Annotated in this window: 29 protein-coding genes and 1 pseudogene; 20 read left to right on the forward strand and 10 right to left on the reverse strand. The window is 64.0% G+C overall.

From position 1 onward, the window contains the following. The 10 genes and pseudogenes from EO094_RS14205 to EO094_RS18975 all read left to right on the forward strand — a co-directional run. Positions 1–899 (forward strand): bacteriophage T4 gp5 trimerisation domain-containing protein (locus tag EO094_RS14205; RefSeq protein ID WP_425455900.1); only part of this gene is annotated, 899 nt, incomplete at its 5' end. A 76-nt stretch (positions 900–975) separates the two neighbouring features. Next, positions 976–1,974, forward strand: a pseudogene (locus tag EO094_RS14215) (DUF2169 family type VI secretion system accessory protein). Beyond that, positions 1,974–2,486, forward strand: coding sequence for a DUF4150 domain-containing protein (locus EO094_RS14220; protein ID WP_128293453.1), 513 nt, complete (start codon positions 1,974–1,976; stop codon positions 2,484–2,486). Before EO094_RS14215 ends, EO094_RS14220 begins: the two are co-directional and overlap by 1 nt. 144 nt (positions 2,487–2,630) lie before the next feature. After that, complete coding sequence (locus tag EO094_RS14225) at positions 2,631–3,416, forward strand: hypothetical protein (protein WP_128293456.1); 786 nt, start codon at positions 2,631–2,633, stop codon at positions 3,414–3,416. A gap of 23 nt (positions 3,417–3,439) precedes the next feature. Beyond that, positions 3,440–4,426, forward strand: a complete 987-nt coding sequence (locus tag EO094_RS14230) for a type VI immunity family protein (RefSeq protein ID WP_164879673.1) — start codon at positions 3,440–3,442, stop codon at positions 4,424–4,426. Positions 4,427–4,643: 217 nt separating this feature from the next. Then, on the forward strand, positions 4,644–4,790 hold the full coding sequence (locus EO094_RS18500; protein ID WP_164879674.1) for a hypothetical protein: 147 nt from the start codon (positions 4,644–4,646) through the stop codon (positions 4,788–4,790). Positions 4,791–4,880: 90 nt separating this feature from the next. Beyond that, positions 4,881–5,960: a hypothetical protein gene (locus EO094_RS14235; protein ID WP_128293460.1), complete on the forward strand. Its 1,080-nt coding sequence runs from the start codon at positions 4,881–4,883 to the stop codon at positions 5,958–5,960. Further along, the gene (locus EO094_RS14240; RefSeq protein ID WP_205649935.1) at positions 5,957–6,382 is read left to right on the forward strand and encodes a hypothetical protein; all 426 of its coding nucleotides are present in this window, start codon (positions 5,957–5,959) and stop codon (positions 6,380–6,382) included. The genes EO094_RS14235 and EO094_RS14240 overlap by 4 nt, the downstream gene beginning before the upstream one ends. After that, entirely contained in the window at positions 6,379–6,675 is a 297-nt protein-coding gene (locus EO094_RS14245; protein ID WP_128293465.1) for a type VI immunity family protein, read from the forward strand. The genes EO094_RS14240 and EO094_RS14245 overlap by 4 nt, the downstream gene beginning before the upstream one ends. A gap of 78 nt (positions 6,676–6,753) precedes the next feature. Beyond that, positions 6,754–7,146, forward strand: coding sequence for a PAAR-like domain-containing protein (locus EO094_RS18975; protein WP_164879675.1), 393 nt, complete (start codon positions 6,754–6,756; stop codon positions 7,144–7,146). On the opposite strand, the gene EO094_RS14255 is transcribed toward EO094_RS18975, so the two are convergent. The 4 genes from EO094_RS14255 to EO094_RS14270 form a co-directional block, all read right to left on the reverse strand. Beyond that, positions 7,101–7,646, reverse strand: coding sequence for a GIY-YIG nuclease family protein (locus tag EO094_RS14255; protein ID WP_128293467.1), 546 nt, complete (start codon positions 7,644–7,646; stop codon positions 7,101–7,103). The two genes, EO094_RS18975 and EO094_RS14255, sit on opposite strands and share 46 nt — an antisense overlap. A gap of 293 nt (positions 7,647–7,939) precedes the next feature. Continuing rightward, positions 7,940–8,191, reverse strand: coding sequence for a non-oxidative hydroxyarylic acid decarboxylases subunit D (locus tag EO094_RS18885; RefSeq protein WP_342772742.1), 252 nt, complete (start codon positions 8,189–8,191; stop codon positions 7,940–7,942). 4 nt (positions 8,192–8,195) lie between these two features. After that, positions 8,196–9,623 carry a non-oxidative hydroxyarylic acid decarboxylases subunit C gene (locus EO094_RS14265; protein WP_128293469.1) on the reverse strand — a complete coding sequence of 476 codons (1,428 nt, stop codon included), beginning with the start codon at positions 9,621–9,623 and terminating at the stop codon, positions 8,196–8,198. Positions 9,624–9,633: 10 nt separating this feature from the next. Continuing rightward, entirely contained in the window at positions 9,634–10,254 is a 621-nt protein-coding gene (locus EO094_RS14270; RefSeq protein ID WP_128293472.1) for a non-oxidative hydroxyarylic acid decarboxylases subunit B, read from the reverse strand. Between the two features lie 75 nt (positions 10,255–10,329). On the opposite strand from EO094_RS14270, the gene EO094_RS14275 reads away from it, so the two are divergent. Beyond that, positions 10,330–10,761, forward strand: a complete 432-nt coding sequence (locus EO094_RS14275) for a MarR family winged helix-turn-helix transcriptional regulator (RefSeq protein WP_205649936.1) — start codon at positions 10,330–10,332, stop codon at positions 10,759–10,761. Between the two features lie 129 nt (positions 10,762–10,890). On the opposite strand, the gene EO094_RS14280 is transcribed toward EO094_RS14275, so the two are convergent. Beyond that, on the reverse strand, positions 10,891–12,675 hold the full coding sequence (locus tag EO094_RS14280; protein WP_128293474.1) for a DEAD/DEAH box helicase: 1,785 nt from the start codon (positions 12,673–12,675) through the stop codon (positions 10,891–10,893). 362 nt (positions 12,676–13,037) lie between these two features. On the opposite strand from EO094_RS14280, the gene EO094_RS14285 reads away from it, so the two are divergent. The 7 genes from EO094_RS14285 to EO094_RS18890 all read left to right on the forward strand — a co-directional run bounded on the left by EO094_RS14285 (position 13,038) and on the right by EO094_RS18890 (position 17,396). Then, entirely contained in the window at positions 13,038–13,517 is a 480-nt protein-coding gene (locus EO094_RS14285) for a low molecular weight protein-tyrosine-phosphatase (RefSeq protein WP_128294267.1), read from the forward strand. Continuing rightward, complete coding sequence (locus EO094_RS14290) at positions 13,514–14,320, forward strand: fructosamine kinase family protein (RefSeq protein WP_128293477.1); 807 nt, start codon at positions 13,514–13,516, stop codon at positions 14,318–14,320. Before EO094_RS14285 ends, EO094_RS14290 begins: the two co-directional genes overlap by 4 nt. A gap of 101 nt (positions 14,321–14,421) precedes the next feature. Continuing rightward, the gene (locus EO094_RS14295) at positions 14,422–14,904 is read left to right on the forward strand and encodes a DUF3429 domain-containing protein (protein WP_128293480.1); all 483 of its coding nucleotides are present in this window, start codon (positions 14,422–14,424) and stop codon (positions 14,902–14,904) included. An 86-nt stretch (positions 14,905–14,990) separates the two neighbouring features. Further along, positions 14,991–15,605 (forward strand): CDP-alcohol phosphatidyltransferase family protein, encoded by a 615-nt coding sequence (locus tag EO094_RS14300; RefSeq protein WP_128293483.1) that lies wholly within the window; start codon positions 14,991–14,993, stop codon positions 15,603–15,605. Continuing rightward, on the forward strand, positions 15,602–16,273 hold the full coding sequence (locus EO094_RS14305; RefSeq protein ID WP_246008538.1) for a lysophospholipid acyltransferase family protein: 672 nt from the start codon (positions 15,602–15,604) through the stop codon (positions 16,271–16,273). The genes EO094_RS14300 and EO094_RS14305 overlap by 4 nt, the downstream gene beginning before the upstream one ends. Continuing rightward, positions 16,266–17,210 carry a phosphatidate cytidylyltransferase gene (locus EO094_RS14310; protein WP_128293485.1) on the forward strand — a complete coding sequence of 315 codons (945 nt, stop codon included), beginning with the start codon at positions 16,266–16,268 and terminating at the stop codon, positions 17,208–17,210. The genes EO094_RS14305 and EO094_RS14310 overlap by 8 nt, the downstream gene beginning before the upstream one ends. Positions 17,211–17,270: 60 nt before the next feature. Then, positions 17,271–17,396 (forward strand): hypothetical protein, encoded by a 126-nt coding sequence (locus EO094_RS18890; RefSeq protein WP_281275261.1) that lies wholly within the window; start codon positions 17,271–17,273, stop codon positions 17,394–17,396. A gap of 43 nt (positions 17,397–17,439) precedes the next feature. Here EO094_RS18890 and tenA read toward each other — a convergent pair whose 3' ends face one another. After that, positions 17,440–18,117: a thiaminase II gene (gene tenA, locus EO094_RS14315; protein ID WP_128293488.1), complete on the reverse strand. Its 678-nt coding sequence runs from the start codon at positions 18,115–18,117 to the stop codon at positions 17,440–17,442. 216 nt (positions 18,118–18,333) lie between these two features. On the opposite strand from tenA, the gene EO094_RS14320 reads away from it, so the two are divergent. Both EO094_RS14320 and EO094_RS14325 read left to right on the forward strand, forming a co-directional pair. After that, a complete protein-coding gene (locus EO094_RS14320; protein ID WP_128293491.1) occupies positions 18,334–19,341 on the forward strand; it encodes a TAXI family TRAP transporter solute-binding subunit in 1,008 nt (335 codons plus the stop codon). 99 nt (positions 19,342–19,440) lie between these two features. Then, on the forward strand, positions 19,441–21,498 hold the full coding sequence (locus EO094_RS14325; RefSeq protein WP_128293493.1) for a TRAP transporter permease: 2,058 nt from the start codon (positions 19,441–19,443) through the stop codon (positions 21,496–21,498). Here the strand turns inward: EO094_RS14325 and modC are convergent. The 4 genes from modC to EO094_RS14345 are packed head-to-tail and all read right to left on the reverse strand — an operon-like array spanning position 21,495 to position 24,885. Continuing rightward, positions 21,495–22,625, reverse strand: a complete 1,131-nt coding sequence (gene modC / locus EO094_RS14330) for a molybdenum ABC transporter ATP-binding protein (protein ID WP_246008539.1) — start codon at positions 22,623–22,625, stop codon at positions 21,495–21,497. The two genes, EO094_RS14325 and modC, sit on opposite strands and share 4 nt — an antisense overlap. After that, a complete protein-coding gene (gene modB / locus EO094_RS14335) occupies positions 22,622–23,308 on the reverse strand; it encodes a molybdate ABC transporter permease subunit (protein WP_128293496.1) in 687 nt (228 codons plus the stop codon). The genes modC and modB overlap by 4 nt, the downstream gene beginning before the upstream one ends. Before the next feature lie 6 nt (positions 23,309–23,314). Continuing rightward, the gene (gene modA / locus EO094_RS14340; RefSeq protein WP_128293498.1) at positions 23,315–24,076 is read right to left on the reverse strand and encodes a molybdate ABC transporter substrate-binding protein; all 762 of its coding nucleotides are present in this window, start codon (positions 24,074–24,076) and stop codon (positions 23,315–23,317) included. Between the two features lie 17 nt (positions 24,077–24,093). Further along, positions 24,094–24,885, reverse strand: coding sequence for a TOBE domain-containing protein (locus EO094_RS14345; protein ID WP_128293500.1), 792 nt, complete (start codon positions 24,883–24,885; stop codon positions 24,094–24,096). Positions 24,886–24,927: the final 42 nt, after the last annotated feature.

Below are 24,927 nucleotides of genomic sequence, written 5' to 3' on the forward strand. Positions count from 1 at the left end.
TCGGCATGGAGGCGATGGTCTCCTACATCGACGGCGACCCCGACCGTCCGCTGATTACGGGGCTCGTGCCAAACTCACAGCAGGCCGTGCCCTATGATCTGCCCGGGCACAGGACCAAGAGCGTGCTTCGGACGAATACCTACAAGTCTGGAACGCCGAGCGAGTTCAACGAGATCTCCTTCGAAGATGCCACCGGTGCGGAGAACATGTTCTTCCACGCCCAGAAGGATCAGACCACGAAAGTCTTGAACAATCGGGTGAAACGCGTCGACGCCCACGAGGTCGAGAGCATCGGACAGAACAAGTCGATTGATGTCGGGGGCAATCACCAGGAAAAGATCGGCGGCTCCATGAATCTGTCCGTGGGCGGGGGAAGGGGCGCGCCTCTCCTGGCGACGCTCGGTGGCATTGTCGCCGCCGGCGGGCTGGATTCCGCCAATGGATCGGCAGCGATCGACGACGAACTGCTGCAGACTTTCACGCAATCCGTCAGCGCCGTCGGCGCGGCCGCAGAAGCGGCATCGCTGAGTGCTAATTCGGCCGTAACGGGCGCTGGCGGTTTCCTTGCCGAAGGTGGCGCCCAGCAGATGGCGACGGGCTCGTTCCTGGGTGGGCTTCTCGGCAAGTTGATGCCGCTGACGGGCATCGTCAATACGGTGATCGAAAAGTTCCGGTCCGATACGATCGGCATCGCGCGCACCGAACAGATCGGCCTCTACAAGAACACCTCGGTCGGGCACACGATGACCCTCAATGTCGGGGAAGAATTCATCATCAAGTGCGGACAATCGAAGCTGATGATGGACAAGGAGGGCAACGTCACGATCGTCGGAACCAAATTCTATTTCGATGCCTCCGGCCATGTGCAGATCAACGGCGAGTTGATCGACTTGAATTGAGACCCTGATGCTCGGCCGCAACGACAGCCCCTTCGCCGCTATCGGCTACGAGCAGGTTCACCGTGACGGCGAGCCCATGGCGGTGGTGGCATTGAGGGCGGACTACGAGATCCGGGAGGATGCGACGCTGGCCTTGAAGCCGGAGCAGGCGATCGTGCTGACGGACGAATATGCGGGCAACCCGCACGCCTCGCCGCTGATGCGCGCCGCCGACCTTGTGCCGTTCAAACTGGCGACGGACGTCACGGTTCTCGCCCGTGCCTATCCGCCGCCCGGCCAGGAAACTGCGCCGGCGTGGTCCTGCGGGTTGCGGGTGGGAAATCGCGATCTCGTCTTGCGCGTCAGCGGGCCGCGGCATTGGCGGCGCGTCAAGCGCCGCTGGAGCCTCGGCGAGCCGGATCCGGTTGCTTAGGTCGATCTCGACTATCGCGAGACCTGGGGAGATAAGGCGGGGCCGGGCGGCGATCCGCCGTCGAGCAATCCACTGGGCCGCGTGCCGCCAAGCCCGGAAGACGGCGCCGAGGCGGCGGAAGCGTTCGTGCTCCCGGCAGTCGACCGTCCCGACGCGAAATACGACGATCCCTTTGCAACGCATGCTCCGGCTGGCTTCGGACCCATCCCGCCGTTCTGGCGTCTCCGGCAGCATTATGCCGGAACCTATGACGAGGCCTGGCAGGCGGAGCGCCATCCACGCCTGCCGGAAGATTTCGACTACCGCTTCTACCAATGCGCCCATCCGGATCTCGTCCTGCCCGGCTATCTTGCCGGCGATGAGGCGGTGCAGTTCGCCCGGCTGACGCCGGGCGGTGCCAAGCGGCACTTCTTCCTGCCGCGGGTGCAGCCGGTGGCGCGCTATGTCTGGAGCGACGAGCGGCAGGTGACGCAGCGCCTAAACCTCGACGGGCTGCATCTCGACCTGCGGGCTGAGCCGCTGTCGGTTTCTCTCACCTGGCGCGGCTGGCTGCCGATCTGCCCTTCCTTCCTGCGGATCGACGTCAGGCTGGAAAATCCCGGCGACCCGGCGCTCTCCTCCATCCCAAGGGCCGCGCTCCACGGCATCGACGAGGTCGCCTGATGAGCTATCCGCCGCGCAGGGGCAGCCGCGACACGTCCGAAGGGCTGGTCATCTCGAAATATCCCGACGTCTGCCGCTCGCCGGTGGCGCCGGTGCCCTACACCATCGTCGCCTTCCAGTCGGACGACGCCAACACGGCGACGAGCGTGCGCTTCACCGGCCAGCGCGCTCACAAGCAGGATTCGATCATCACCTGTTGCACCGGCGACGAGCCGGGCACCGGCCTCGGTGTCAAGTCCAACACCGTCACCTCCGTATGCCATCGCAAGGAGCATTCCAGGACGGTGCGCGTCGAGGGGCAGTGGGCGACGCGCGACGGCGACGAATGGTGGATGAACAACAAGAACACCATCGGCTGTCTGGTCTGGCCGCACCCCGACTATCCCGACGACCCCACCCCGCCGCTGAAAGAGCAGCCGGACGAGGAGGAGAAGTCCTCGCAGCACGCCGAGTCGAGCGACGGCGAGACGGCGCAGGGCGTTGTGATGAGCGACGCCGCCCCGTTCGGCTAAGTTGCCGGCAAGCAATATGCCTTTCTGGACAAGACCGGCAGATACACCCAGCCGGGAACCGGCACCTCGTCTCCGCCACCGGAGACGCCGGAACAAACGTCTCGATCGCCGGAGAAACCGTCACCGCCGAGCCGCTGGTGGACCGTGATCCGACGTGCGCTTGGTCTGGCTGCAACCAATCCGGAAGCTGCGGCCGGTGTTGGTGCCGGGGCCGCAACCGGTGCCTTGGCCGGCGGCGTCGGCTTTATCGGCATCTCGCGCGCTGATGCCATTGTGGAGGATGCCGAGCGGGCTCAGGTGGGGCTTCCGCCGAGGACGCGGACACTCTTCCTGCGACGACCCCTCGAGCTTGAGCTACGACTTGACCGCCCTGCCGAGCCCGTCGGCCGCACGGATAACAACGTCTCCGTCCGAGGCGCGAAATCGGAATGCGACGAATTGTGCGAGCTCGCTTGCCAGTGCAAGCGAGATAGGCAAGGCGAACGCACGCTCACCGACTGCGTTTCCAAGAAGCTGAGGCAGAAATATTACGATAAGGAGGGACGCAAATTCGCGGATGGCACGCCCCGTCGCCCGACCAGCCCGACGGCGGACGGCCCGCGCCCGGAGGTGAGCTATCGTAAGGGAAGCGATGGGACGTACCAACCGGTCGAAAGCGGCACCGACGCCGGCATGCCGTCCTCGCAGGTGCCGATCACCGGTGCGCCACGACCGGACGTCTCCTGGTGGAAGAACGGCCAACTCTGGAAGATCCTCGAACTGAAGTTCAAGGGAGATAAGGATACTCCAATGCAGGAAAGAGGCGCCTACCGAGACATCGCAAGGGACCAGGGTCTCGATCCTGATGAAGACGTCATCAAGCTCGACGTCGAAAAGGACTGTGTCGAAGGCAGCGACGGCCGCTGCAAGGCAAAGCCGGACAAATGTTGAATGACTATGTCTTGGAGACGACGATGGATTTTCCGCAAGATCTGAAGCTGGACCCGGCTGACATCGAGGCGCGGGGCATCCTGCGCGACGAGTCGATCCACAAGATCCGCTCGCGGGTCGGGGTGCTGATGTCGCTCTACTTCCTGGAAGGCTGGCGCCAGGACAAGCGCAAGGGCCTGCTTGATTGCCTGTCGGACTATCTCGGCTTCTTTGCCGAGAATGTTACCCATTTCCAAACGTTACAAAAGCGAGGCTATCGCCGCTGGAGCAGGGACGGGCTGCCGGAACCTTATCGGAAAATGGATAGTATTGGATCGGAAGAAGATTTTTACTTCAGCATGATTGAGGATAACCCAGAGGAGAGCGACGATCCCTCGCTGTGGCGCATTTCCACTTTTGGCTTCTCCCGCAATGACAAGAACAGGCCGCTATCCGGCTTGAAGGCGCACTTTCCGCCAAGCTTCGTGTTCGACGATCCCGACCGTTTCGTGGAACTCGTTCGCAGCTGGAGCGAGCGGCTGGGCGCGATCCACGGTTCGGCAGGACTGGGCGCCCTATCGGTGCCGGGCTCGGAGACCATGGAGGACGCCTACTACTACCCCTGGCTGATGCACTATCCCGCGCTGGAATACGATGCCATGGGCGACTACTGGAGCGAGGTCCGTCACGGGGGATATCGGCAGCCGCGCTCGTCGAACTGGCTGACGGCGCTCGGCGACGAAAACGTCGCGGCGTTGGGCGGAGCGGCGGCGGTCAAGGCGCAGTTGACGGAGGAGATGACGCTGTCGGTCTATGATGGCGGCGTGCTGATCCGGGCGAGCCAATTGCCGGCTCTGGGCGATCTGGCGACCGGCGGCATCCCCGAAGGCTATCGCACGGCCGCCCGGATCATCAAGCCGATCCGCTTCGAGGGCTACCAATTCAGTGTCATCAAGCTGCCGCAGCATCTCAACACCGGACGGGAGGCCCGGCTGGTGGAAACGCTGAAATGGATCCGGCGCTTTGACTGACGATGGATTTTCCGCAAGATCTGAAGCTGGACCCGGCGGATATCGAGGCGCGGAGCATCCTGCACGACGAGGCGTTGCCGGCGAGCAATATGCCTTTCTGGACAAGACCGGCAGATACACCCAGCCGGGAACCGGCACCTCGTCTCCGCCACCGGAGACGCCGGAACAAACGTCTCGATCGCCGGAGAAACCGTCACCGCCGAGCCGCTGGTGGACCGTGATCCGACGTGCGCTTGGTCTGGCTGCAACCAATCCGGAAGCTGCGGCCGGCATGAAGGGCTTCGACCGCATCCTCCTCGCGCGCCTCGGCGCCCCGGTCGACTGGCGCGGCCAAGCCTTCGGACCGCACCCCGACAACATTTGAACCAGCGGTTTGGCCGAAGCTCGGGGAAGCACTTGTCGGGTTGATCGAAGGCACCAGCATGACGCGGCACTAAGGGGAGTTTTGAGCGCGATGCAACTGACCTTCACCTCGTGCCAGGCCGTGTCCTGGGACGTCTTCTACGTCCGTGGCAGCCGGGACGACGCCGATCCCTTCGCGCCCTTCTCCCGCGTTCTGCAATATGCCAAGGGCAGGCAGCGCGGTGGCTACGACTGGGCCTACAACGACTATCCCTTCGCCTCCGGCGACATGACGTTGTTCCGCTGGGACGAGGTCGGCGCGCGCATCCTGACGGTTCTGGGCGAGCCGGGCGTCGTCGCCTCGCCGGACGCGGAGTTTGCCGAGGAGCGAATGGTCGACCCCGCTTTTGCGTGGCAGGAGGGGTTGCGACTCGGGCGTATGACCGCCCTGCGGCAAATCGACGGCGATCTCTACGCCGTCGGCGAAGGCGGCCAGAACTATCGCCGGGCGGGCGGTGCCTGGCCGCCACTCGACCGGGCCTTCTTCCGGCCGGAGATCGATCCGGACTGGGACAAGGAGTTTTTTCCGTCCGATCTTCGGCAAAGCGGAAAATCTAAAATTACCTATCTCCTTGAGCATCCTGATATTATGACGCGGCACACCGAGCGGCTGGTCGAAGTCTATCGTGACGACCTGATCTACGGGATCAACGGTCCGAGCGCGGAGGAGATCTATATCTGCGGCAAGGACGGGCTGTTGGCGGTGCGCACCGACGAGGCGGGCTTCCGGCGTCTGCCGCAGCTGACGGACAATCGCCTGCTCGATATCGCCGTGCTCGACGCGGAGAGGATCGTCGTCTGCGGCGAGGAAGGTGAGCTCTTCGTCGGCAACCATCGTCACAGCTTTCGCCCGGCGGCGACCAACGGTCAGGGTCAGATTTTTCGGCGCATGGCGGTGTTCGGCGGTAGGCTCTATCTGGCAGGCGGGTCGGCGGATGGCCTTCCCGGCGGCCTTTTCGTGCTCGACGGGCGGCGCGTGAAGCAGGTGGAAACCGGCCTCGACCCGGAGATCGGCGGCCTTACCTGGCTGAGTGCGACGGACGAGATGCTGCTGGCGGTCGGCCACAAGGAGATCGTGCGCTTCGACGGCAAGCGCTGGGACCGGGTCGACTATCCGGGCAACCAGCCATGACCGGAGCGGCGACGATGAATCTCGGTGAGGAGCTTTACGAGCGGATCAACGGCACCGGCATGGGGGCCTGGCTGGCGGACCTGTTTCAGCGGCTCGGCCTGCCGTTCCCCGCCGCCTCGCTCGCGCCGCAGGCTCGCCATGTCACCGACCGCTCGACGGGTTTCGTCCTGACGATAGGCCGCACCGCGGCGCAGGAGAGCGACTGGCACGATGCGCTGGTTCTGGAGCGGGCGGAGGGCGACGCGACGGCGCCGATGCCGCATGGGCTCGACCCGGCAACCGAGACGCTGGACAGCGCCAAGCGCAAGCTGACGGATACGATCGCCCGCGGATCGACTGACGAGATCATTGCGGGCGACCGTCGCGTCTCGTTCTTCATGGATGGCGGCGCGTGGTGGAATTGCGCTTCAGGGCCGGCATGAAGGGGTTCGACCGCATCGTCCTCGCGCGGCTCTTGGGAGGCGAAGAAAGGCTTGCCGAAGTGCTTGGGCCGAGTTGCCCGATCCACGACTATGACGGTGGCATCGTCGTTCAGGCCGGCCCCGAGCCTCAACTCGGCGATATCAATCGTGGGCTTGTGCTCGACGACTATCGGCGCGTATCGCAAGCGCTTGCGCCCATTCGCTTCGAGGACTACCCGCGCGGTCTCTTTGTTCTTGGAGAGCCTTTCGACTCGCTTGAAGAAACTCGGAAGTGGATTCGGCGCTTCGATTGATCCGCAGTCGGCCGTGAACGGGCTGACGCTGAGCCACAAGCATTCGGATGGCTGGGTGCGTTCGACCCTGCCGGACGTGTGCAAGGCGCCGGACAAGCGCTTCCCTTCACCAATGTCGCTTTTGCCAGGGATCTCGCCAAGGGCACGAGAACCGTATTCTCCCATGGCGGGGCGATGAACGGCATCAAGGGGTCGGAGTTCTACAAATCGATCGGCCACGAGCCGGGCACCGGCGGCGGCGTGAAGTCGGGCGTCAACCTTCACCGGCGACCTGGCTTTCCTGGTCGCCCAACGTCTTCATGGAAGGCCGCCCCGACACCCGCCTCACCGACAACATGCTCCTCAACAAGGGCAACACCATCTCGACCGGCGGGTATTTTACAGGAACGCTCACAGGAGCTAGCGCGGCAACCTCTGAACGGCGGCTATGCGCCCATCTCGGTCGTTCCGATAGTCAAATCCGTTACTTGAAAGCCGACGTTCGCCATAAAAAATGTAGGGGCCATTAAGCAGCCGGACGATGCGGACGGAGCCGCCGGGCCAAGCGCCTCCTGGTCCGCCAGCGGGTCGGCAATGGCGACAAAGACGGGCGGAAGCCCGGCCGCTTCCGGCGGTGCACCGACCAGCTTTGCCCGGCCGGAGGCGGCAATGAGGGCGGCATATTTGGCCTGCCGGCGGCGGGCCAGATCTTTCGAGTTCAGGCCGCTCCGGCTGGTGACGACGAAGACCATCTCGGCAAAGGCCTTGTCCTTGTCGCGCCGGTGGGAGCTCAGGCGCTTCATGACATCGACGGTCTCGCCGACATAGGCGAGCGTCTCAGACCCGTTGCGCCCGACAAGGATGTAGGTCGCAGCCTCACCGGATTTGAGACCGAGCTCCCGCAGCGCCTCGGTGTGCCGGAACGGGGCGGAGAAGGCGCAGGCGGTGCCGACGACGTTCTCGGCAGAACGCGCCGCGAGCGGACCCGACATCGCATCGAGGCGCCGGATCAGCGTGACGCTGCCGAGATCTGTGGAGCAGAAGGATGTCGGTGCGAGATCTTCAAGGCTCAGGTTGAGGCCTCCGGCGGCTGGTTCGTTCCCCGCTTTGGGCGTCGCTTCATGGGAGCATCGACCAGCGGCAGAAGTCGCTGGAGAAGAAGCGTCGCCAGAAGGCTGCCGCCGATTTTCACCCGCTCGCAGGGCTCGCAGATGCACGCCGCCCCGGACGCAAGCGCACCCGTCAAGCCGCCGCGACATCGGCTTCCGCAGACAGAGCCGCTCGCTCAAGAACCGGTTAGGAGCGGCGGCACCGGAGGAATGGCCGCGGCGTCCGTGATGTCGCGTGCATCCATGCGAAATGCGTCCGGATAATGCTCTCTGTCCGAGCGCCGCGGCGGCTCGGTGGAGCGCCATGTGAAGAGACATTCCGCGCATTGAAACACGGTCCAGATGCCGGCAACGGGGCTATGTGCGAGTTCGACGATATGGTCGTCGCCACAACGGGGGCAGATCATGGTCAGGTCCTTTTCAGGCATCAGTTCAGCGGTTTTCGGCGATCAGTCTGGTCAGCCGGCCGACCCATTCCGCGGTTTCCGGCAGGTCGCGGGCCGACTGACTGAAATGGCCGCGATCGTCAGGGGTGACGGGCGTCGTCGCATCGATGACGAGCTTGTCCGTGATGCCAGAGGGCGATGAGCTCGGGTCGAGCGCCACCACCGACATGTTTTGAAGCTGCACCAGATCCCCGGCCGCATTGACCTTGGTCGACAGCGCCCACATCACCTGCGGCAGGTTGAAGGGATCGACATCCTCGTCGACCATGATGATCATCTTCAGATAGCCGAGCCCATGCGGCGTGGTCATCGCCCGCACGCCAACGGCCTTGGCGAAACCACCATAGCGCTTCTTGGTCGAGATGATCGCCAAAAGCCCGTGCGTGTACATGGCGTTCACCGCCTGCACCTCAGGAAACTCCGCCTTCAGCTGCTTGTAGAGCGGCACGCAGGTCGCCGGCCCGATCAGGTAATCGACCTCCGTCCACGGCATGCCGAGATAAAGCGATTCAAAGATCGGGTTGGTGCGATAGGAGACCTTGTCGATGCGGATGACCGGCATGCTGTGCCCGCCAGAATAATGGCCGGTGAACTCGCCGAAGGGGCCTTCCAGTTCGCGCTTGCGGCCTTCGATGACGCCTTCGATCACGACCTCCGATCCCCAGGGCACGTCGAAGCCGGTGAGGGGCGCGGTCGCGATCGGATAGGCGGAGCCGCGCAGGGCGCCTGCCATCTCATATTCCGACTGGTCGTAGCGCAGCGGCGTTGAGGCCATCAGCGTGATGATCGGATCGTTGCCAAGCGTGATTGCGATCGGAAGGTCCTCGCCGCGCTCCTCTGCGGCATGCAGATGAATGGCGATGTCGTGGACCGGCACCGGCTGGATGGCGAGCCGCCGCTTGCCTTTGACCTGCATGCGGTAGACGCCGACATTCTGCTTGCCGAAATGGTCGGGATCGAGCGGATCGCGTGAGACGACGGCCGCCTTGTCGAGATAAAAGCCCCCATCGCCGTCGTTGAGGCGAAAGAGCGGCAGTATCTCAAAAAGATTGATCTCCTCGCCCTCGACGGAGTTCTCGTGCCACGGCGCGTCTTCGCGGCGCTCCACGGCGACCGGAAAGGCGTCCCAGCGGCGGATGAATTCCGCCACCTGGTCCTTGGTCGAAGTCTGCGGGTCCATCCCCATGGCGATCGCATGGTTCGGCCAGGAGCCGAGCGTGTTGAGCGCGACACGCGCATTCGTGAAGCCGGCGATCCTGTCGAAATAAAGCCCCGGCGCCTGATCGCCGATACGCCCCGCCGCATTCGCCGCGGCAGCAAGATCCGGCTCCGCCTGAACCTCGTCGGTGATGCGCAAAAGCTGGCCGTTCTCCTCAAGGGCGGCAAGAAATGATCTGAGGTCGTCAAATGGCATGCGGGTCTCCTTATCCGGCGGGCCCGCGCGGCGCCGGATCTTGATCGTCTGAGGTGGGAAGGCACGCGGCGGGCAGACCGGCCCAGCGGCGCGCGCGGGGATGTGAAAGGTCGAACTGGTCGAGGATACGCGCGACGATATGGTCCACGATGTCGTCGACCGTCGCGGGATGATTGTAGAAGGCCGGCATCGGCGGCACGATGCGCACGCCCAGCTCGGCAAGGGCCGCCATGTTTTGAAGATGGATGGCACTGAGCGGCGTCTCGCGCGGCACCAAAACGAGCCTGCGATGCTCCTTCAACGTCACATCGGCGGCGCGGCCCAAAAGCCCGTCAGCATAGCCGGAACGTATGCCGGCGAGCGTCTTCATGCTGCACGGCACGACGATCATCCCGTCGGTGCGGAACGACCCGGAACTGATTTTTGCGGATTGGTCGCCGGCGTTATAGACGACATCGGCCAGATCGCCGACTTCGCGCACCGTATGAGGGGTTTCAAGTTCAATGGTCGCTCGCGCCCAACGCGACATGACGAGATGCGTCTCCACATCCGGCATGGCTGCAAGCGCCTTCAGAAGCGCGACGGCGATCGGCGCGCCAGTGGCGCCTGATATTCCAACGATAAGCCGCACGCTGCGGACCTCGATAATTCGTGTACGAACAATACGGGTCTTATATCGTTCGTATACGAACCTCAAGGAGGAGTGATGTTCGACAACACGGTTTTTCACGTCATGCGTGTCGTCCTTCAGGAGCACAGCTCACGCTGGGCCGCAAAAGTGCCGGATCTCACCAAGCCGCAATATGCGGTGCTGGAAGCGCTCGACATCGCCGGCGAGATGGATCAGGCCGCACTGGGGGCGGCAAGTGCAACGACCAAGGCGACGCTTACGGAAATGCTCGGGCGCATGGAGCAAAGAGGGCTGATCGCGCGCCAGATTGATCCGGCAGATACGCGCCGGCGCGTCGTGCAACTGACGGAAGCCGGCCGCGACCGGCTCGGCGCAGCACGGCCGGTCGCCGAGGCCGTCACGGAGAGCATGCTGCAGTGCCTGACGGTAGAGGAGAGGGGCCAACTGACCGCGATGCTGGCGGATATCCGCCGGGCCACTTTGTCGGATGCCCCCCAGATCCCATGACGGGCGCGCTGTCCAGCTTAATTGCCGGGCTCCGTCCCTTAATGACTCAAGCTGTGCCTCTTCTCCCTCGTTCTCCGCGTCCGAGCCTTCCTCCCGCTCTTCGCCCCGATAGACGGCTTCGCTGGCGGATCAGCTCTTGGTTTTCTTCGCTTTTGGGCGCTTGGTCGGTCTGCCCTGGGGTTGGCTGCCGGCTTCTTTGAAGCCTTTGCGCTTCGGTTTGAAAGCCTTGCGGTCGTCGTTGGGACCGTTTCGGCCCATCGGCTTGCCACGGCCTCCCGGCCCGCCGCGGCTGCCAGGCGCATCGGATTGCGAGATGGTGATGTCGTCGCCCTCGCTGTGGGCCGCGGTCTCTAGAAAACGCCCGGCGACGCTCTCGGCGATCTCGAACTTGGTCTCCCGGTCGAAGATCTTGATGGCCCCGATCTCTTGCCGTGTGATCTGTCCGCGCCGGCACAGGAGGGGCAGCAGCCATTTCGGGTCGGCATTGTTGCGCCGTCCGACATCCATGCGGAACCACAGATAGGGGCCTCCGCGCGCGTGTTTGGACGAACCCCTGTCGTCGCGGTCGCGGCCGGGCCTTGCGGCTGCCGGATCGCGCCCGAAATTCGGGTCGAAGACGTCTTCCGGCGCGGGCAGTTCTGAGCGCCACCGGCGCACCAGCATTGCAGCGAGAACCTCCGGCGAGTACGCGGCGAGTAGCCGGGCGGCGGTTGCTGCATCCTCCTCGCTCGGCTCCTCCTTGAATGCCGGATCGGCGAGCAGGCGCTCTTCGTCGGCCACGCGGATTTCATCGGCCGAGGGAGCCGCGCACCAGGCCGCATCGATGCGCGCTTCGGCCAGAAGTCGTTCCGCCTTGCGGCGTCGCGAGATTGGTACCAGCAGGACCGAGACACCTTTGCGGCCGGCCCGGCCGGTCCGTCCTGAGCGGTGCTGCAGGGTTTCCGCGTCGCTCGGCAAATCCGCATGGATGACGAGATCGAGGCTTGGCAGGTCGAGCCCTCGCGCCGCGACATCGGTTGCGACGCATACGCGCGCCCGGCCATCGCGCAGCGCCTGCATGGCCTGGTTGCGCTCCGCCTGACTGAGTTCTCCGGACAAAGTGACGGCCGCGAAGCCGCGCTCGATCAGGCCTGAGGAAAGGTGGCGCACACTTTCGCGGGTGTTGCAGAAGACGATGGCATTCGGCGCTTCGGCGCGGCGCAGAATGTTGACGATCGCATGCTCGGTCTCGTTCGGCGCAATCCGGACGGCGCGATACTCGATGTCGGCATGTCCCGCCTCGCCGCGCGCCACCTCGATGCGGAGCGCGTCCTTCTGGTAGCGCTTCGTCAGCTGCATGATGGTCTGCGGCAGGGTTGCCGAGAACAGGAGCGTGCGCCGGGACGCCGGTGTGGCCTGCAGCAGGAATTCCAGATCCTCGCGAAAGCCGAGATTGAGCATCTCGTCGGCCTCGTCGATGACGAGGGCTTTCAGATTGCCGATCTGCAGCGCGCCTCGCGTGAGGTGATCTCGCAGCCGTCCCGGGGTTCCGACGACGATGTGGACGCCCTGATCGAGCCGGCGCCGCTCGGCGCGCGGATCCATGCCGCCGACCAGTGTCACGAGACGGGCGCCGGTTTCCGCAAAGAGCCAGGTGAGCTCGTTCGTCACCTGCATGGCGAGTTCGCGTGTCGGTGCCACGATCAGAGCCATAGGCTCACCCGCGTCGGGCAGTCTTTCTTCTTCGCCGAGGAGAGTGGGGGCGAGGGCGAGTCCATAGGCGACGGTCTTACCGGATCCGGTCTGCGCCGAAACGAGCAGGTCGCGCTCGGCTGCTTCAGGTTGCAGGACGGCCGTTTGAACGTCGGTAAGGTCTGTATAGCCACGGCTTGCAAGCGCGGCGGCGAGCGGCGCGCTCGTCGTGATCAAGGGCATTGGGTATCCTAATTGGGCGGAATGCGGGCCGCGCGGATATGCGCGGCGGCTCCGAAAGCGGCGACATGGTGCCGTGGCCGTTGCCGGCTCCATATCAAGGATTTGCCGTTAAGCCAATGAGGCCGCGCGAAGCTGCGTCATTCACCGCAGCCCGATGCGCCGGGTGTCGCGGCAAACTGTTTCAATTCAAGAGCGTCAACCGACATACTGTCGGCAAAAAACTCATATCTGTGGCGCCGGCCGCTCAATTTTACCTATGTTGTTTTTCGGGGCGGGACCACGCCGTAAGCGAGTTGTGCGATGCAGAGTGCGAAAAGCGCCGATGGGACGCGACCAAATTGAGCCGCAGATCTCACATGCAAATGCAAGCGGACGAACGCCCGTCCGTTCTTTTCGTCTGTCTCGGTAATATCTGCCGGTCGCCCTTGGCAGAAGCCGCCTTCCGTGAAGAAGCGGCAGCGCAGGGGATGGAGGTCGACATCGATTCCGCTGGCATGGGCGACTGGCATGTCGGCGAAGCGCCCGATCCGCGGGCGCAGGCGGTGGCGCGCCGCCACGGTGTCGATGTCACGGCCTGCCGCGCGCGCACCGTCACCCGGCAGGATTTCTACCGCTTCACCCACATCGTGGCGCTCGACCGCGAAAATCTGGCCGCGCTTGAACGGCTTGCGCCCCCCGACGCGACGGCGAGGCTGAGCCTGCTCCTCGACCATGTGAAAGGCCGTGAGGGCGAGCCCGTGGCCGATCCTTATTTCGGAGGGGATGAGGGCTTCGAGACCACGTGGTCGGATGTGAGCGCCGGGGCTCGCGGCTTGGTTCAGCATCTCAAGGTGCCGGTATGAGCCTCCTCGGAGAGGCCGGGGCGGAGCTTCTCGGCGGCATCCTCGTTTCGGAAACCGCTTTGCATGGCGGCGACATCTCGCAACTCGCCCACATTAGGCTGGAGGATGGGCGTGAGGCGGTTGTCAAAAATGGTCCTTCCCCCCGCACAGAAGCGGCGATGCTCGCCGCCATCGCAGAAAGTGGCGCCCCGGCGCCGGCGGTTCTGGCGGCTGACGAGCACGTTCTCGTCATGGAGGTTCTGCCCGACAGCGGCAGTCTCAGAAATGCGTGGGCCGATCTCGGCACCGCGCTTGCGACATTGCACGCGCGTCGCGACGGGAAATATGGCTGGAGCGAGGATTATGCCTTCGGTCCCGTTGCGATCGTCAATGATCGTGCCGAGGATTGGATCGGCTTCTGGGGCGACAAGCGCCTCCTCGTGAACGTGCCGCATATCGACGGCAGGCTCGCGCGACGTATCGAACGTCTTGTCGCCGATCTTCCGAACCGAATTCCCGGGCGACCTGCCGCGGCACTCCTGCACGGCGACATGTGGGGCGGAAACATCGTCGTGTCCGATGATCGGGTCTCCGGGCTGATCGACCCGGCCTGCTATTTCGGCCATTCCGAGGTCGATCTCGCCATGCTCAATCTCTTCGGCCGCCCAGGCGGCGCTTTTTACGACGCCTATGGTGCGCTGGAGCCGGGCTATGAGGAAAGGCTTACCATCTATCAACTCTGGCCGGCGCTCGTGCATCTGCGCCTCTTCGGCGGTGGGTACCGGCCGATGGTCGAAGGTCTTCTCCAACAGCTCGGCGTCTAGAAGCCGGCATCGCTCGAGGAGTTCTCCTCTTGCGAGCGTCGACATGGCTGCCGCAACCTGTTGCAACGGGAACCGTCAAAGGATTCCGAAGTTCCCTGGCTATGCCGACTTACGAAAAGGACGGCCGCAGCCTTGAGATAAGCGAGCCGGCCAGGACGCCGGGTCTCAGCATTTTCCTCGGCTACGGTGCAATGCTGCCGATCGCCGTGGGCGCGCTCGCTGTCCTCGTGCTACCGGACGATGCGGCCGAGGTCGTGCTGTCTCTGACGACGATATGGGGCGCCGTTGTTTTAATCTTTCTTGGTGGCGTGCGCCGAGGCCTCAGTTTTCGCACCGAGGCCGGCCCGACAATCACGCAGCTCGCCATGACTTTCTGGCTCTTCGGGCTCGGGCTTCTGTCTCTGCTGCTCGGGCCAGGATCAGGAGCGCTTCTTTTGCTGTTGGCCGGCTATGTGAGCCTGGCGATCGTCGATCCGCTCAGCGCCAGGAGGGGCGAAGCGCCGCTCTTCTTTGCGCGTCTGCGTCCCCTCCAGATGCTCGTGCCGATTGCAAGCTTTGTGGTTCTTCTTCTCTGGGTCGATTGAGACAGGCGACGAAGCCGTGAGCCGGCTTGCAAACTGTGTCGAGGCAGGCATTGTGGCCGCGATCTTCTTTGATTCCCGGCCCGCCCATGACCCTCTACGATCTCAAGCCGGCCTTCCAGGCTCGCCTGCGCCCATATGTCGACCGCCTCGCCGAAAAAGGCGTGACGGCCAATCAGGTGACGCTTGCTGCCGCCGCCATCTCCGTTCTCGTCGGTCTTCTGGTCATGGCGGCCGAAGTGCGCCCGCTCTTCCTCCTCATCCCCCTGTGGCTCGGGCTGAGGATGGCCTTCAACGCCGCCGACGGCATGCTGGCGCGCGAGCATGGGCAGAAGAGCAGGCTCGGCGCCTTTTTCAACGAGCTCGGTGACGTCGTCTCCGACGCGTTCCTTTATGCGCCCTTCGCGATCCTGCCGGCCTTTGGCCCGGGGCTCGTCGCCTTCGTCGTGCTTCTCGCCATTCTGACCGAGTTTGCCGGCGTCCTGGCGCAGGCGCTGGGGGCCAGCCGCCGATATGACGGCCCGCTCGGCAAGAGCGACCGGGCGCTCGTTTTCGGCGTTATCGGGACATGGGTCGGCTTCGGCGGGCCGTTGCCGGATTGGAGCGCGCTCGCTCTGTGGGCTGTCGCGATCCTGCTCGTCGTCACCATCGTGAAGCGGGTGCGCGCGGCGCTTGCCGAAATGCCGGTAAGGGCAGGCGAATGAGCGATTTTCCGCCCGCCGCGTCGGGGTTCATGGTCGATGCCACCACGACGGCGCTGATCCTTGCGGCGCGAGTTGCAACCGGTGTGCGCGCGGAATGGCGCGGCTGCGATCCCACCACCCATCGCCGCATTTATTACGCCAACCATGTGAGCCATGGCGACTTTGTGCTGTTGTGGTCGGTGCTGCCGCCGGCGCTGCGGCGCGTGACACGCCCTGTTGCGGCCGCCGATTACTGGCGTGCGACGCGGATGCGCCGCTATATCTCTGAAGAGGTGTTTCGCGCCGTCCTGATCGAGCGCACCCGCACAGAAGAGACCCCCGATCCGATCGCCCTGATGGCGGATGCATTGTCCGGCGGCGCCTCCCTGATCCTGTTTCCAGAAGGGACGCGCAACACCGGCGACGAGCGCCTCCTGCCGTTCAAGAGCGGCATCTTCCGGCTCGCCGAGAAGCGTCCCGAGATCGAGTGCGTCCCGGTCTGGATCGACAATTTGAACCGTGTCTTGCCGAAAGGCGAGATCGTCCCCGTGCCGCTCTTGTGCACCGTAACCTTCGGCGCTCCGGTCAAGCTGGGTGAGGGAGAGGAGAAGCAGGCGTTTCTGGATCGCGCCCGCGCGGCGCTATTGGCGACCGCGCCGGCCAACGGAGAGCCCCACAAAGATGGCTGAGCCCAATCTCCTCACTCTGGTGGCCGGCGTCTTTGCCATTCTGGCCGTCGCCTCGCTCATCGGGTTCATCCTGAAGCGGACGATCAGCTGGCAAAAGCCGCACGCGGTGATCGACAATCTCAATGCGCGCATCAAGGCGTGGTGGGTGCTCGTCGCGCTGATGCTCATCGCCTTCCTGTTCGGCAAGGCGGGTGTCGTCCTTCTTTTCGCCTTCGCCTCCTTTACGGCATTGCGCGAATTCATGACGCTGACGCCGACCAGACGTGGCGATCATTATGCGCTCGCGGCAAGTTTTTTCATCTTTCTGCCGGCGCAATACGCCCTCGTCCTCGCCGACCAGTATGGCATCTACTCGGTTCTGATCCCGGTCTATGCGTTCCTGGCTCTCCCGATCATCGCTGCCTTTCGCGCCGACACCGCGCGGTACATGGAACGTGTCGCGCAGGTGCAATGGGCGCTGATGATCTGCGTCTTCTGCCTGTCGCATGTGCCGGCGATCTTGAACCTCGACATCCCGGGATTTGAGGGCGGCAACCTGCTTCTGATCGCCTTCCTGATCATCGTCGTGCAGGCAAGCGACGTGCTGCAATATATCTGCGGCAAGCTATTCGGACGCCGCAAGGTCGCGCCGAATTTGTCGCCGTCGAAGACCTGGGAGGGGCTGATTGGCGGCGTCGGGCTTGCGACGCTTCTGGGCGCCGGGCTGTGGTGGCTGACGCCGTTCACGCCGCTTGTTGCACTCGCCATGGCGGCGTTGATCGCCATCATGGGCTTCTTCGGCGGTCTCGTCATGTCGGCGATCAAGCGCGACCGTGGCGTCAAGGATTGGGGACAGATGATCGAAGGTCATGGCGGCGTGCTCGATCGTATCGACTCGCTCGTCTTCGCCGCGCCGATCTTCTTCCACTTGACGCGGTTCTTTTTCTCGGTGAGCTGACCGAAGCAGTTTTTCGGCTTAGTTTTGGCTGGGACGAAAGGTGCTCGGAAGGCTCGTCGTATGAGCAGCCTCGAATTCATGCTGCTCTTCAGCATGATGCCCTTAGGCGCCGTGGCGATCGGCGTGTTCTTCTATTCCGTATCACGTCGCCAGAACCGACCCCGCGATCGCAAGCCTCCGGGCTGAGCGCCCGCGGCTCTCACGCCGCGGGTCATGTTCAGGCCGCTTCCTATTCGCCGGGGCGCACCGGCCATGTCTCGAGCCGGTAGGCGGAATCCCAGAACATCCATTCAAGCTGCACCGCCCGGTCGAAGGCATCATGCGCCTTGGCCTGAACGGCAGGCGCCGCCTCGGCCACGGCCTCGTCGGTGGTGGCGATCATCGTCTTGACGGCGTCCTGAAACTCCTCACCGGCATAGGTTTCGATCCACGCCGAATAAGGATTGGGCGACGCGGCGCGGACAAGGATGTCGTTGCCGACCTCGGCATAGATCCAGAAGCAAGGCAGGAGCGCCGCCAGCAGCACCTCATAGGGCTCGCTCCAGGCGGTCGCCGTGATGAACGACACGTAATGGTGGCAGGCGGGCGACAAAGGGCTCGCTTCGAAGACCTCAGGTGCGATGCCGTAATCGGCAAAGAAAGTGCCGTGCAGCGCCCGTTCCACCACGATCGCCCCTTGCGCGGAATTGGCGAGTTGCACCATGCGCTCGGGATCGGGTGCCTTGGCCGCGGCAATGGCGAGGCCCTTGCCGAAGCCGATCAGGTAATGCGCATCCTGGGTGATGTAATGCTTGAAGCGCTCTTCAGAGAGCGTCCCGGCGGCAAGCTCGGTGTTGAACGGCATGTTGCGGATAGTCTCGTAGAGCCCGGCATTGCGCGCCCAGGCTGCTGCGGAAAACGTGCTCATCGCGATCTCCTTCCCATTCCCCGGCAAGTAGCCAGAACAGAGGCAAGCGTCTACCTGTCGAAAGGCTCTTTCGACTTAAGCTTTACGGGGATGTGCCGCTATTTCCGTCACAATCTGGTTTCCTTCGGCCTGTTCCGACAGCTATGGTGCCGCCCATGCGGGAGGCTTCGGGCCTCCCGTGCCAGTTCACGAACATGGGAACAGAAGATGACATTCATGCCATCCAGAAAGCTGATCGGGGCGGTGATCGCAGTTGCCGGCCTGGCGCTTGCCGGGACCTCCTTTGCGCAGGACGTAAAATTCTTCCGCATCGCCACCGGCGGCACGTCCGGGACGTATTTCCCGATCGGTGGTCTCATCGCCAATGCCATCTCCAACCCTCCGGGCTCGCGTCCTTGCGACGAAGGCGGCAGCTGCGGCGTGCCGGGCCTGGTGGCGACGGCGATCGCTTCCAATGGCTCCGTTGCGAACGTCAATGCAATTAATTCCGGCGGTGTCGAATCCGGCTTTTCGCAGTCGGACGTCGCCTATTGGGCGCAGACCGGCACCGGCGTCTTTGAGGGCAAGGGCAAGGTCGAGAAGCTGCGTGCGATCGCCAACCTCTATCCCGAGAGCATCCATCTCATCGCCAGCAAATCCTCCGGCATCAAGTCGGTCGCCGATCTGAAGGGCAAGCGCGTCTCTCTGGACGAGCCGGGCTCCGGCACCATCGTCGATGCACGTCTCATCCTCGGCGCCTGGGGCTTGAGCGAGGACGACATCGAGGCGGATTATCTGAAGCCGAACCAGGCCGCTGACCGTATGCGCGACGGCGCCATGGACGCCTTCTTCTTCGTCGGTGGTTTCCCGGCCGGTGCCATCGTGGAACTGGCCTCCAACACCGACATCACGGTCGTGCCGATCGCCGGCGACGAGGCCGATAGCGTCGTCTCCGATTACGAGTTCTTCGCCGCCAACACGATCCCAGCCGGCACCTATGAAGGGCAGGACGAGGACGTGGAGACGCTTTCTGTGGGTGCCCAATTGGTGACGAGCGCCGATCAGCCGGAAGAGCTGATCTACGAGATCACCAAGGCTTTGTGGAACGACAACACCCGCAAGCTCCTCGACAACGGTCATGCCAAGGGCAAGGTGATCACGCTCGACACGGCTCTCGACGGCGTGGGCATTCCGCTGCATCCGGGCGCCAAAAAGTTCTACGACGAAGCCGGCGTCTCCAAGTAAGCCGGATTTCAGCAACGCAGGCGGCGGTTTTCCGCCGCCTGTCTGATTGTGGATGTCTGAGTGTGGAAGGCCGGAAGGCCCAAAAGACGACAGGTTAGGATGCAGGAAGAAAAAGAGATTGATCCCGCCTCGGTCAAAGAGCTCGAAGAGCGGTTTGATCCTGAAGTGCGTTTTCGGCCGCTCGGGCGCTACGCGGGATATGTCGCCGCGACGCTCCTCTTCTGCCTGTCGCTCTTTCACTATTACACGGCGGGCTTTGGCCTTTTGCGCGAGGTCAACCATCGCGGCGTGCATCTCGCCTTCGTCCTGTCCCTGATCTTCATCGTTTTCGCCGCAACCAAGAAGGGCCAGGATACCCTTTATCCCTCGAGCCTGTGGCGGCCGCTCGGCCTGCCGATCTACGACTGGCTGTTCGCCCTCGCGGCGGCCGTAGCCTCGCTCTACGTCCCGTGGATATTCAACGATCTCGCCTTCCGCGTCGGCAATCCTCTGCCGATCGACGTCGTCATGGGGACGGTCATGATCGTCGTCCTCCTGGAGGCGACGCGCCGATCGATGGGCTGGCCCTTGCCAGTGATTGCCATCATCGTCATGGCCTATGCGATATTCGGGCAAAGCGCGCCGGGCGTCCTTGTGCATCCGGGCAGCGATTGGACGACGCTCGTCAACCACCTCTATCTGACGAGCCAGGGCATCTACGGTCTGCCGGTCGGTGTCGTGGCGACGTACGTCTTCCACTTCGTCCTTTTCGGCGTCTTGGCGACGCGCATCGGTCTCGGGCGCCTCTTCATCGACTTCGCCTCGGCCTTCGCCGGCCGCTTCTCCGGCGGCCCGGCCAAGGTCTCCGTCTTCTCGTCCGCTCTTCTCGGATCGATCTCCGGCTCGTCGATCGCCAACACGGTGACGACCGGTGCGCTGACGATCCCGGCGATGATCCGCATCGGCTATCAGCGCCATTTCGCGGCGGCCGTGGAAGCGGCATCCTCGACAGGCGGGCAGATCACGCCGCCGGTCATGGGCGCCGCCGCCTTCCTGATGATCGAGTTTCTTGGCGTCTCCTATACCACCATCATCACCGCGGCGATCGTGCCGGCGGCGATGCATTTCTTCGGCGTACTCTGTCAGGTGCATTTCGAGGCGAAGCGTCTCGGCCTGCGTGGCCTGACGAGAGAAGAGTTGCCGAAGGTCGGCGTGATCCTGAAGCGCGACTGGCCGACGCTCATCCCGCTCTTCCTCTTGATCGGCATCCTCCTTCAGGGCTTCACGCCCTATCTCGCCGCCTTCTGGGGCATCACCGCCTGCATCGTCATCGGCCTCGTCAATCCGCTGAACCGCATCAGAGTGAAGGACGTCGTCGACGCTTTCGTGCTCGGCGCGAAATATGCGCTTGCCGTGGGCGCGGCGGCCGCGACCGTCGGCATCATCATCGGTGTCGTCACGCTCACCGGCGTCTCCTTCAAGATCGCCTATATGGTGACTTCGACTGCGGGGCAGTGGGCGGAAATGATCGGCCCGTACATCCCCTTCGGCGTGATGGAAGTCTCCACGCTGACGCTGCTGATCACCCTCATCCTGACGGCAATGGTCTGCATCGTCATGGGCTGCGGCATCCCGACGACGGCGACCTATCTGATCATGGTATCGGTCGCAGCGCCGGTTCTGGGGCTGCTCGGGATCGCGCCGATCGTGGCGCATTTCTTCGTCTTCTATTACGGGGTTCTGGCCGACATCACGCCACCTGTGGCGCTTGCCGCTTATGCCGGGGCGGGGATCGCCAATGCCAATCCCTTCAAGGCGGGCAACACCGCTTTCCGGCTCGGCATGGGCAAGGCGCTGGTGCCGTTCGTCTTCGTCTTCTCGCCGTCGCTGCTTCTGGTGACCGATGGCTTCACCTGGCAGGCTTTTGCGCTCGCTTTCACCGGAACGGTGGTCGGCATCACGGCGCTCTCGGCGGCCTTTGCGGGCTGGCTGTGGGGGCCGCTCTATCTCCTCGAACGGTGGGTGCTCGCCGTCGCAGCCATTCTTTTGGTGGCGCCGGAGTTCACCTCGACGGCGATCGGGCTCGGCATTCTCGCCCTCGTCCTCCTGCGGCAGGTCTTCTTCGGCTTTGAGCACGTACCGCCGAGACGGGCCGCAGAGAGTGAGGCGTCGACCTAGCTGGCGGCGCTCGCCGGCGTGAGCGCCACGCCCTTGATCTGCGCATAGAGCTTCTGGCCCACCTCAAGCTGCAGGTGGTGCCAGGAGCGCCGCGTCACGCGCGACAGGAGCCTGGCGCCTTCACCGTTTTCGCCAAGGCGCAGGACGAGGAGTGTTTCGTGCTCGCCGACCGGCGTGTCTGAGACGATCGTCACCGGCAGGATGTTGATGATCGTCGTGCCTTCGGGCGGACGGCGGGTGAGGCTCACATCGCCAGCCGCGATGCGGATCCGGCGGCGTGTTCCGGGCGCCCCGGCCGAGGCCGGGATCTCGAAATGCCCACCGGCGACGGCAAGCCGGGCAAGGCCGAAAGCGGCATCATAGCTTTCCACGACCGCATCGAGGCTGACGACGGCCTCGCGCGAGGCAGCAAGCGGCAGGTTCGGGTCGGCCTGCAATTCAACGAGCGGCCCGGCGGCGAGAACCTTGCCCGCCTGCATCAGAACGAGATGGTCGGCAAGGCGTTCGACCTCGGCGATATCGTGGCTCACATAAAGCACGGGCATGGCGAGGCGGTCGTGCAGACGTTCCAGAAACGGCAGAATGCCGTCCTTGGTCTGCCGGTCGAGCGCCGAAAGCGGTTCGTCCATCAACAGGAGCTTCGGCTGCGAGAGAAGCGCCCGGCCGATGGCGACGCGCTGGCGTTCGCCGCCCGAGAGGTTGCTTGTCGAACGCCCCAGGAGGTCGCCGATGCCCAAAAGCTCGATGACTTCCTCAAAACCCGTGCCGTTGGCGGAGGAGGGCGGCCGTCTGCCGGGCGCGCCGTAGAGAAGATTCTGGCGAACGCTGAGATGCGGGAAGAGGCTCGCTTCCTGAAAGACGTAGCCGATCGGGCGGCGATGCGTCGGGCGGAAAGTCGTTTCGTCCTGCCAGATCTCGCCGTCGATCGAGAACCTGCCCTCTAGCCTGTTGAGGCCGGCGGCACAGCGCAGCACCGAAGTCTTGCCGCAGCCCGACGGGCCGAAGAGCCCGGTGACGCCCCTTGCCGGGACGGAGAAAGAAGCGTCGAGAGCGAAGTGACCGAGGCGACCTGAGAAGGCGGCCTCGATCGTGTTTCCTGCCATCGGCGGAGGTGTCTGAACCGTCATTTCCCGGGCCGCGCCACGCGCTTTTCGATGAGTGTCATGGTCAAGATGACGACGAAGGCGAAGACGACCATGCCGGCCGCAAGAACGGTCGCCTCGGCCCAGCGCAGCGTCTCCACGTAGTCGTAGATGGCGACCGACAGAACCTTGGTCTCGCCCGGAATGTTGCCGCCGATCATGAGGACCACGCCGAATTCGCCGACGGTATGGGCAAAGCCGAGGACGGCACCCGTCAGAAAGCCAGGCCGTGCGAGCGGCAGGGCGACGCTCCAGAACGTGCGCAAAGGGGAGGCGCGGAGGGTTGCGGCGACCTCCAAAGGTCGTTCGCCCATCGCCTCGAAGGCGTTGCGGATCGGCTGCACGACGAAGGGCATGGAATAGATGACGGAGCCGATGACGAGGCCTTCGAAGGTGAAGGCGAGCGTGCGTCCGCCCCACAGCGCCGCAAGCTGTCCGCCCGGCCCGGAGGGGCCGAGCGCAACGAGAAGATAAAAGCCCAGAACCGTCGGCGGCAGGACGAGGGGCAGCGCGACCACGGTCGCGACTGCCTCCTTCCACCACACCTTGGAGCGCGCCAGCCACCAGGCGATCGGCGTGCCGACGAGAAGCAGGATCACCGTGGTGATCGTCGCAAGCTCGATCGTGAGGCGGATCGCCGAGAGGGTTTCAGTTGAAAGCTCCGGCACGAACGATCAGCTTCCAGCAGCGGTGCCGTAACCGTACTTCTCGATGATGGCGCCGGCTTCCGGTCCCTTCAGGAAGTCGAGAAAGGCCTTTGCCGCGGCGCTCTCCTCGCCCTTCTTCAAGAGGACGGCGTCCTGCTTGATCGGCGTGTAGAGATCGGCTGGAACTTCCCAGCGCGAGCCCTCGTCGCTGGCCGCAATCTGCGACAGGGCCACGAAACCGAGCTCGGCATTGCCGGTTTGCACGAATTGGAACGCCTGGGCGATGTTGTTGCCCTGGACGATCTTCGGCTCGAGATCCTCGTAAACGCCGAGCGCCTTCATCGTCTCCACAGCAGCCGCGCCATAAGGGGCGGTCGTTGGATTGGCGATCGAGATCTTGTTGAAATCGCCGGATTTCAGGGTGTCTTCGCCGTTGACGAGGTCGGCGTCGGTGCTCCACAGCACGATCTTGCCGATCGCATAGGTGAACGCACTGCCCTCCACCGCATAGCCTTCGGAGACCGCTTTTGCCGGCCGCTCGTCGTCTGCGGCAAGAAACACCTCAAACGGCGCATCCTGGCTGATCTGCGTGTAGAGCTGGCCGGTCGAGCCGAACGACAGAGTCGCTTCGTCGCCGGTCTTTTCCTCGAAGGCGGCGGCGATTTCTTTCGCCGCTTCGGTGAAGTTCGCGGCGACGGCGACATTCGTTTCGGCCGCCGCAGCCATCGATGCCGGCAGAGACACCGCGGCAACCAAAAGCCCGGCCGCAAGAGAGCGCAAAGACATCATTTCTGTTCCCCCAATGATCAGTCGATCGCAAGAATGACATGTGCCGCGTCGAAGAGAGCACATGCCGGTTTTCCGGGTTCGAGCCCGAGAGACCTGGCGCTTTCGGCCGTGATGGTGGCGGCGAGGCTTTTCTCGCCGCCGATGTCGAGAACCACTTCGGTGGTGACTTCGGAGGGTGTCAGCCGGCGCACCTGGCCGGCGACGCAATTGCGCACCGAAATGGGCGGGGCGCTTTTGCCGGGCGCAATGATGACGAAGGGCGCCTTGATGAGGGCGACGGCTTCCCGGCCGATGCACAGGCCGAGCGCCTTCAGGCTCTCCTGGGTGACGACGGCGTAGATCGTCGTGTCCTCGTTGACCTTGATGGCCACCTCGCAGGCGACCGCGTCGGAGACGATCTGTGTGATCGTGCCTCTCAGCGCATTGCGGGCCGAGGTCTTCATGAGAACTCCCGAAACGAGGTTGAGCGGAGAAATGCCGGTGCCGGACAGATGCGGCTCGATGGAGCGCACGACGCGCGCCATCTCCACCTCGAGCTTGTGATAGGCCTCGATGACCTTGATGCCGGTCGGCGTCAGCGTCGCTCCACCGCCGGCACGTCCGCCGGTGCGCTTTTCCAGAAGGGGCTGACCGAACAGATTGGCCATGGCATCGAGCGCATCCCATGCGGCCTTGTAGGTGATGCCGGCAGCCTTTGCCCCGGCCGTGATCGAGCCCTCCCGCGCCACGGCTTCGAGCAGGCGGATCCTGTCGCGGCCGACCGCCGGCGATTCCGCGCTGCGCAAAGATACGAGGGCTTCGATTTCCATTGCCGGGGGTGCTCGTCTAACGTCGTATAGTCAAACTACATA

It is taken from the genome of Afifella aestuarii (assembly GCF_004023665.1).
GTDB classification, from domain to species: domain Bacteria; phylum Pseudomonadota; class Alphaproteobacteria; order Rhizobiales; family Afifellaceae; genus Afifella; species Afifella aestuarii.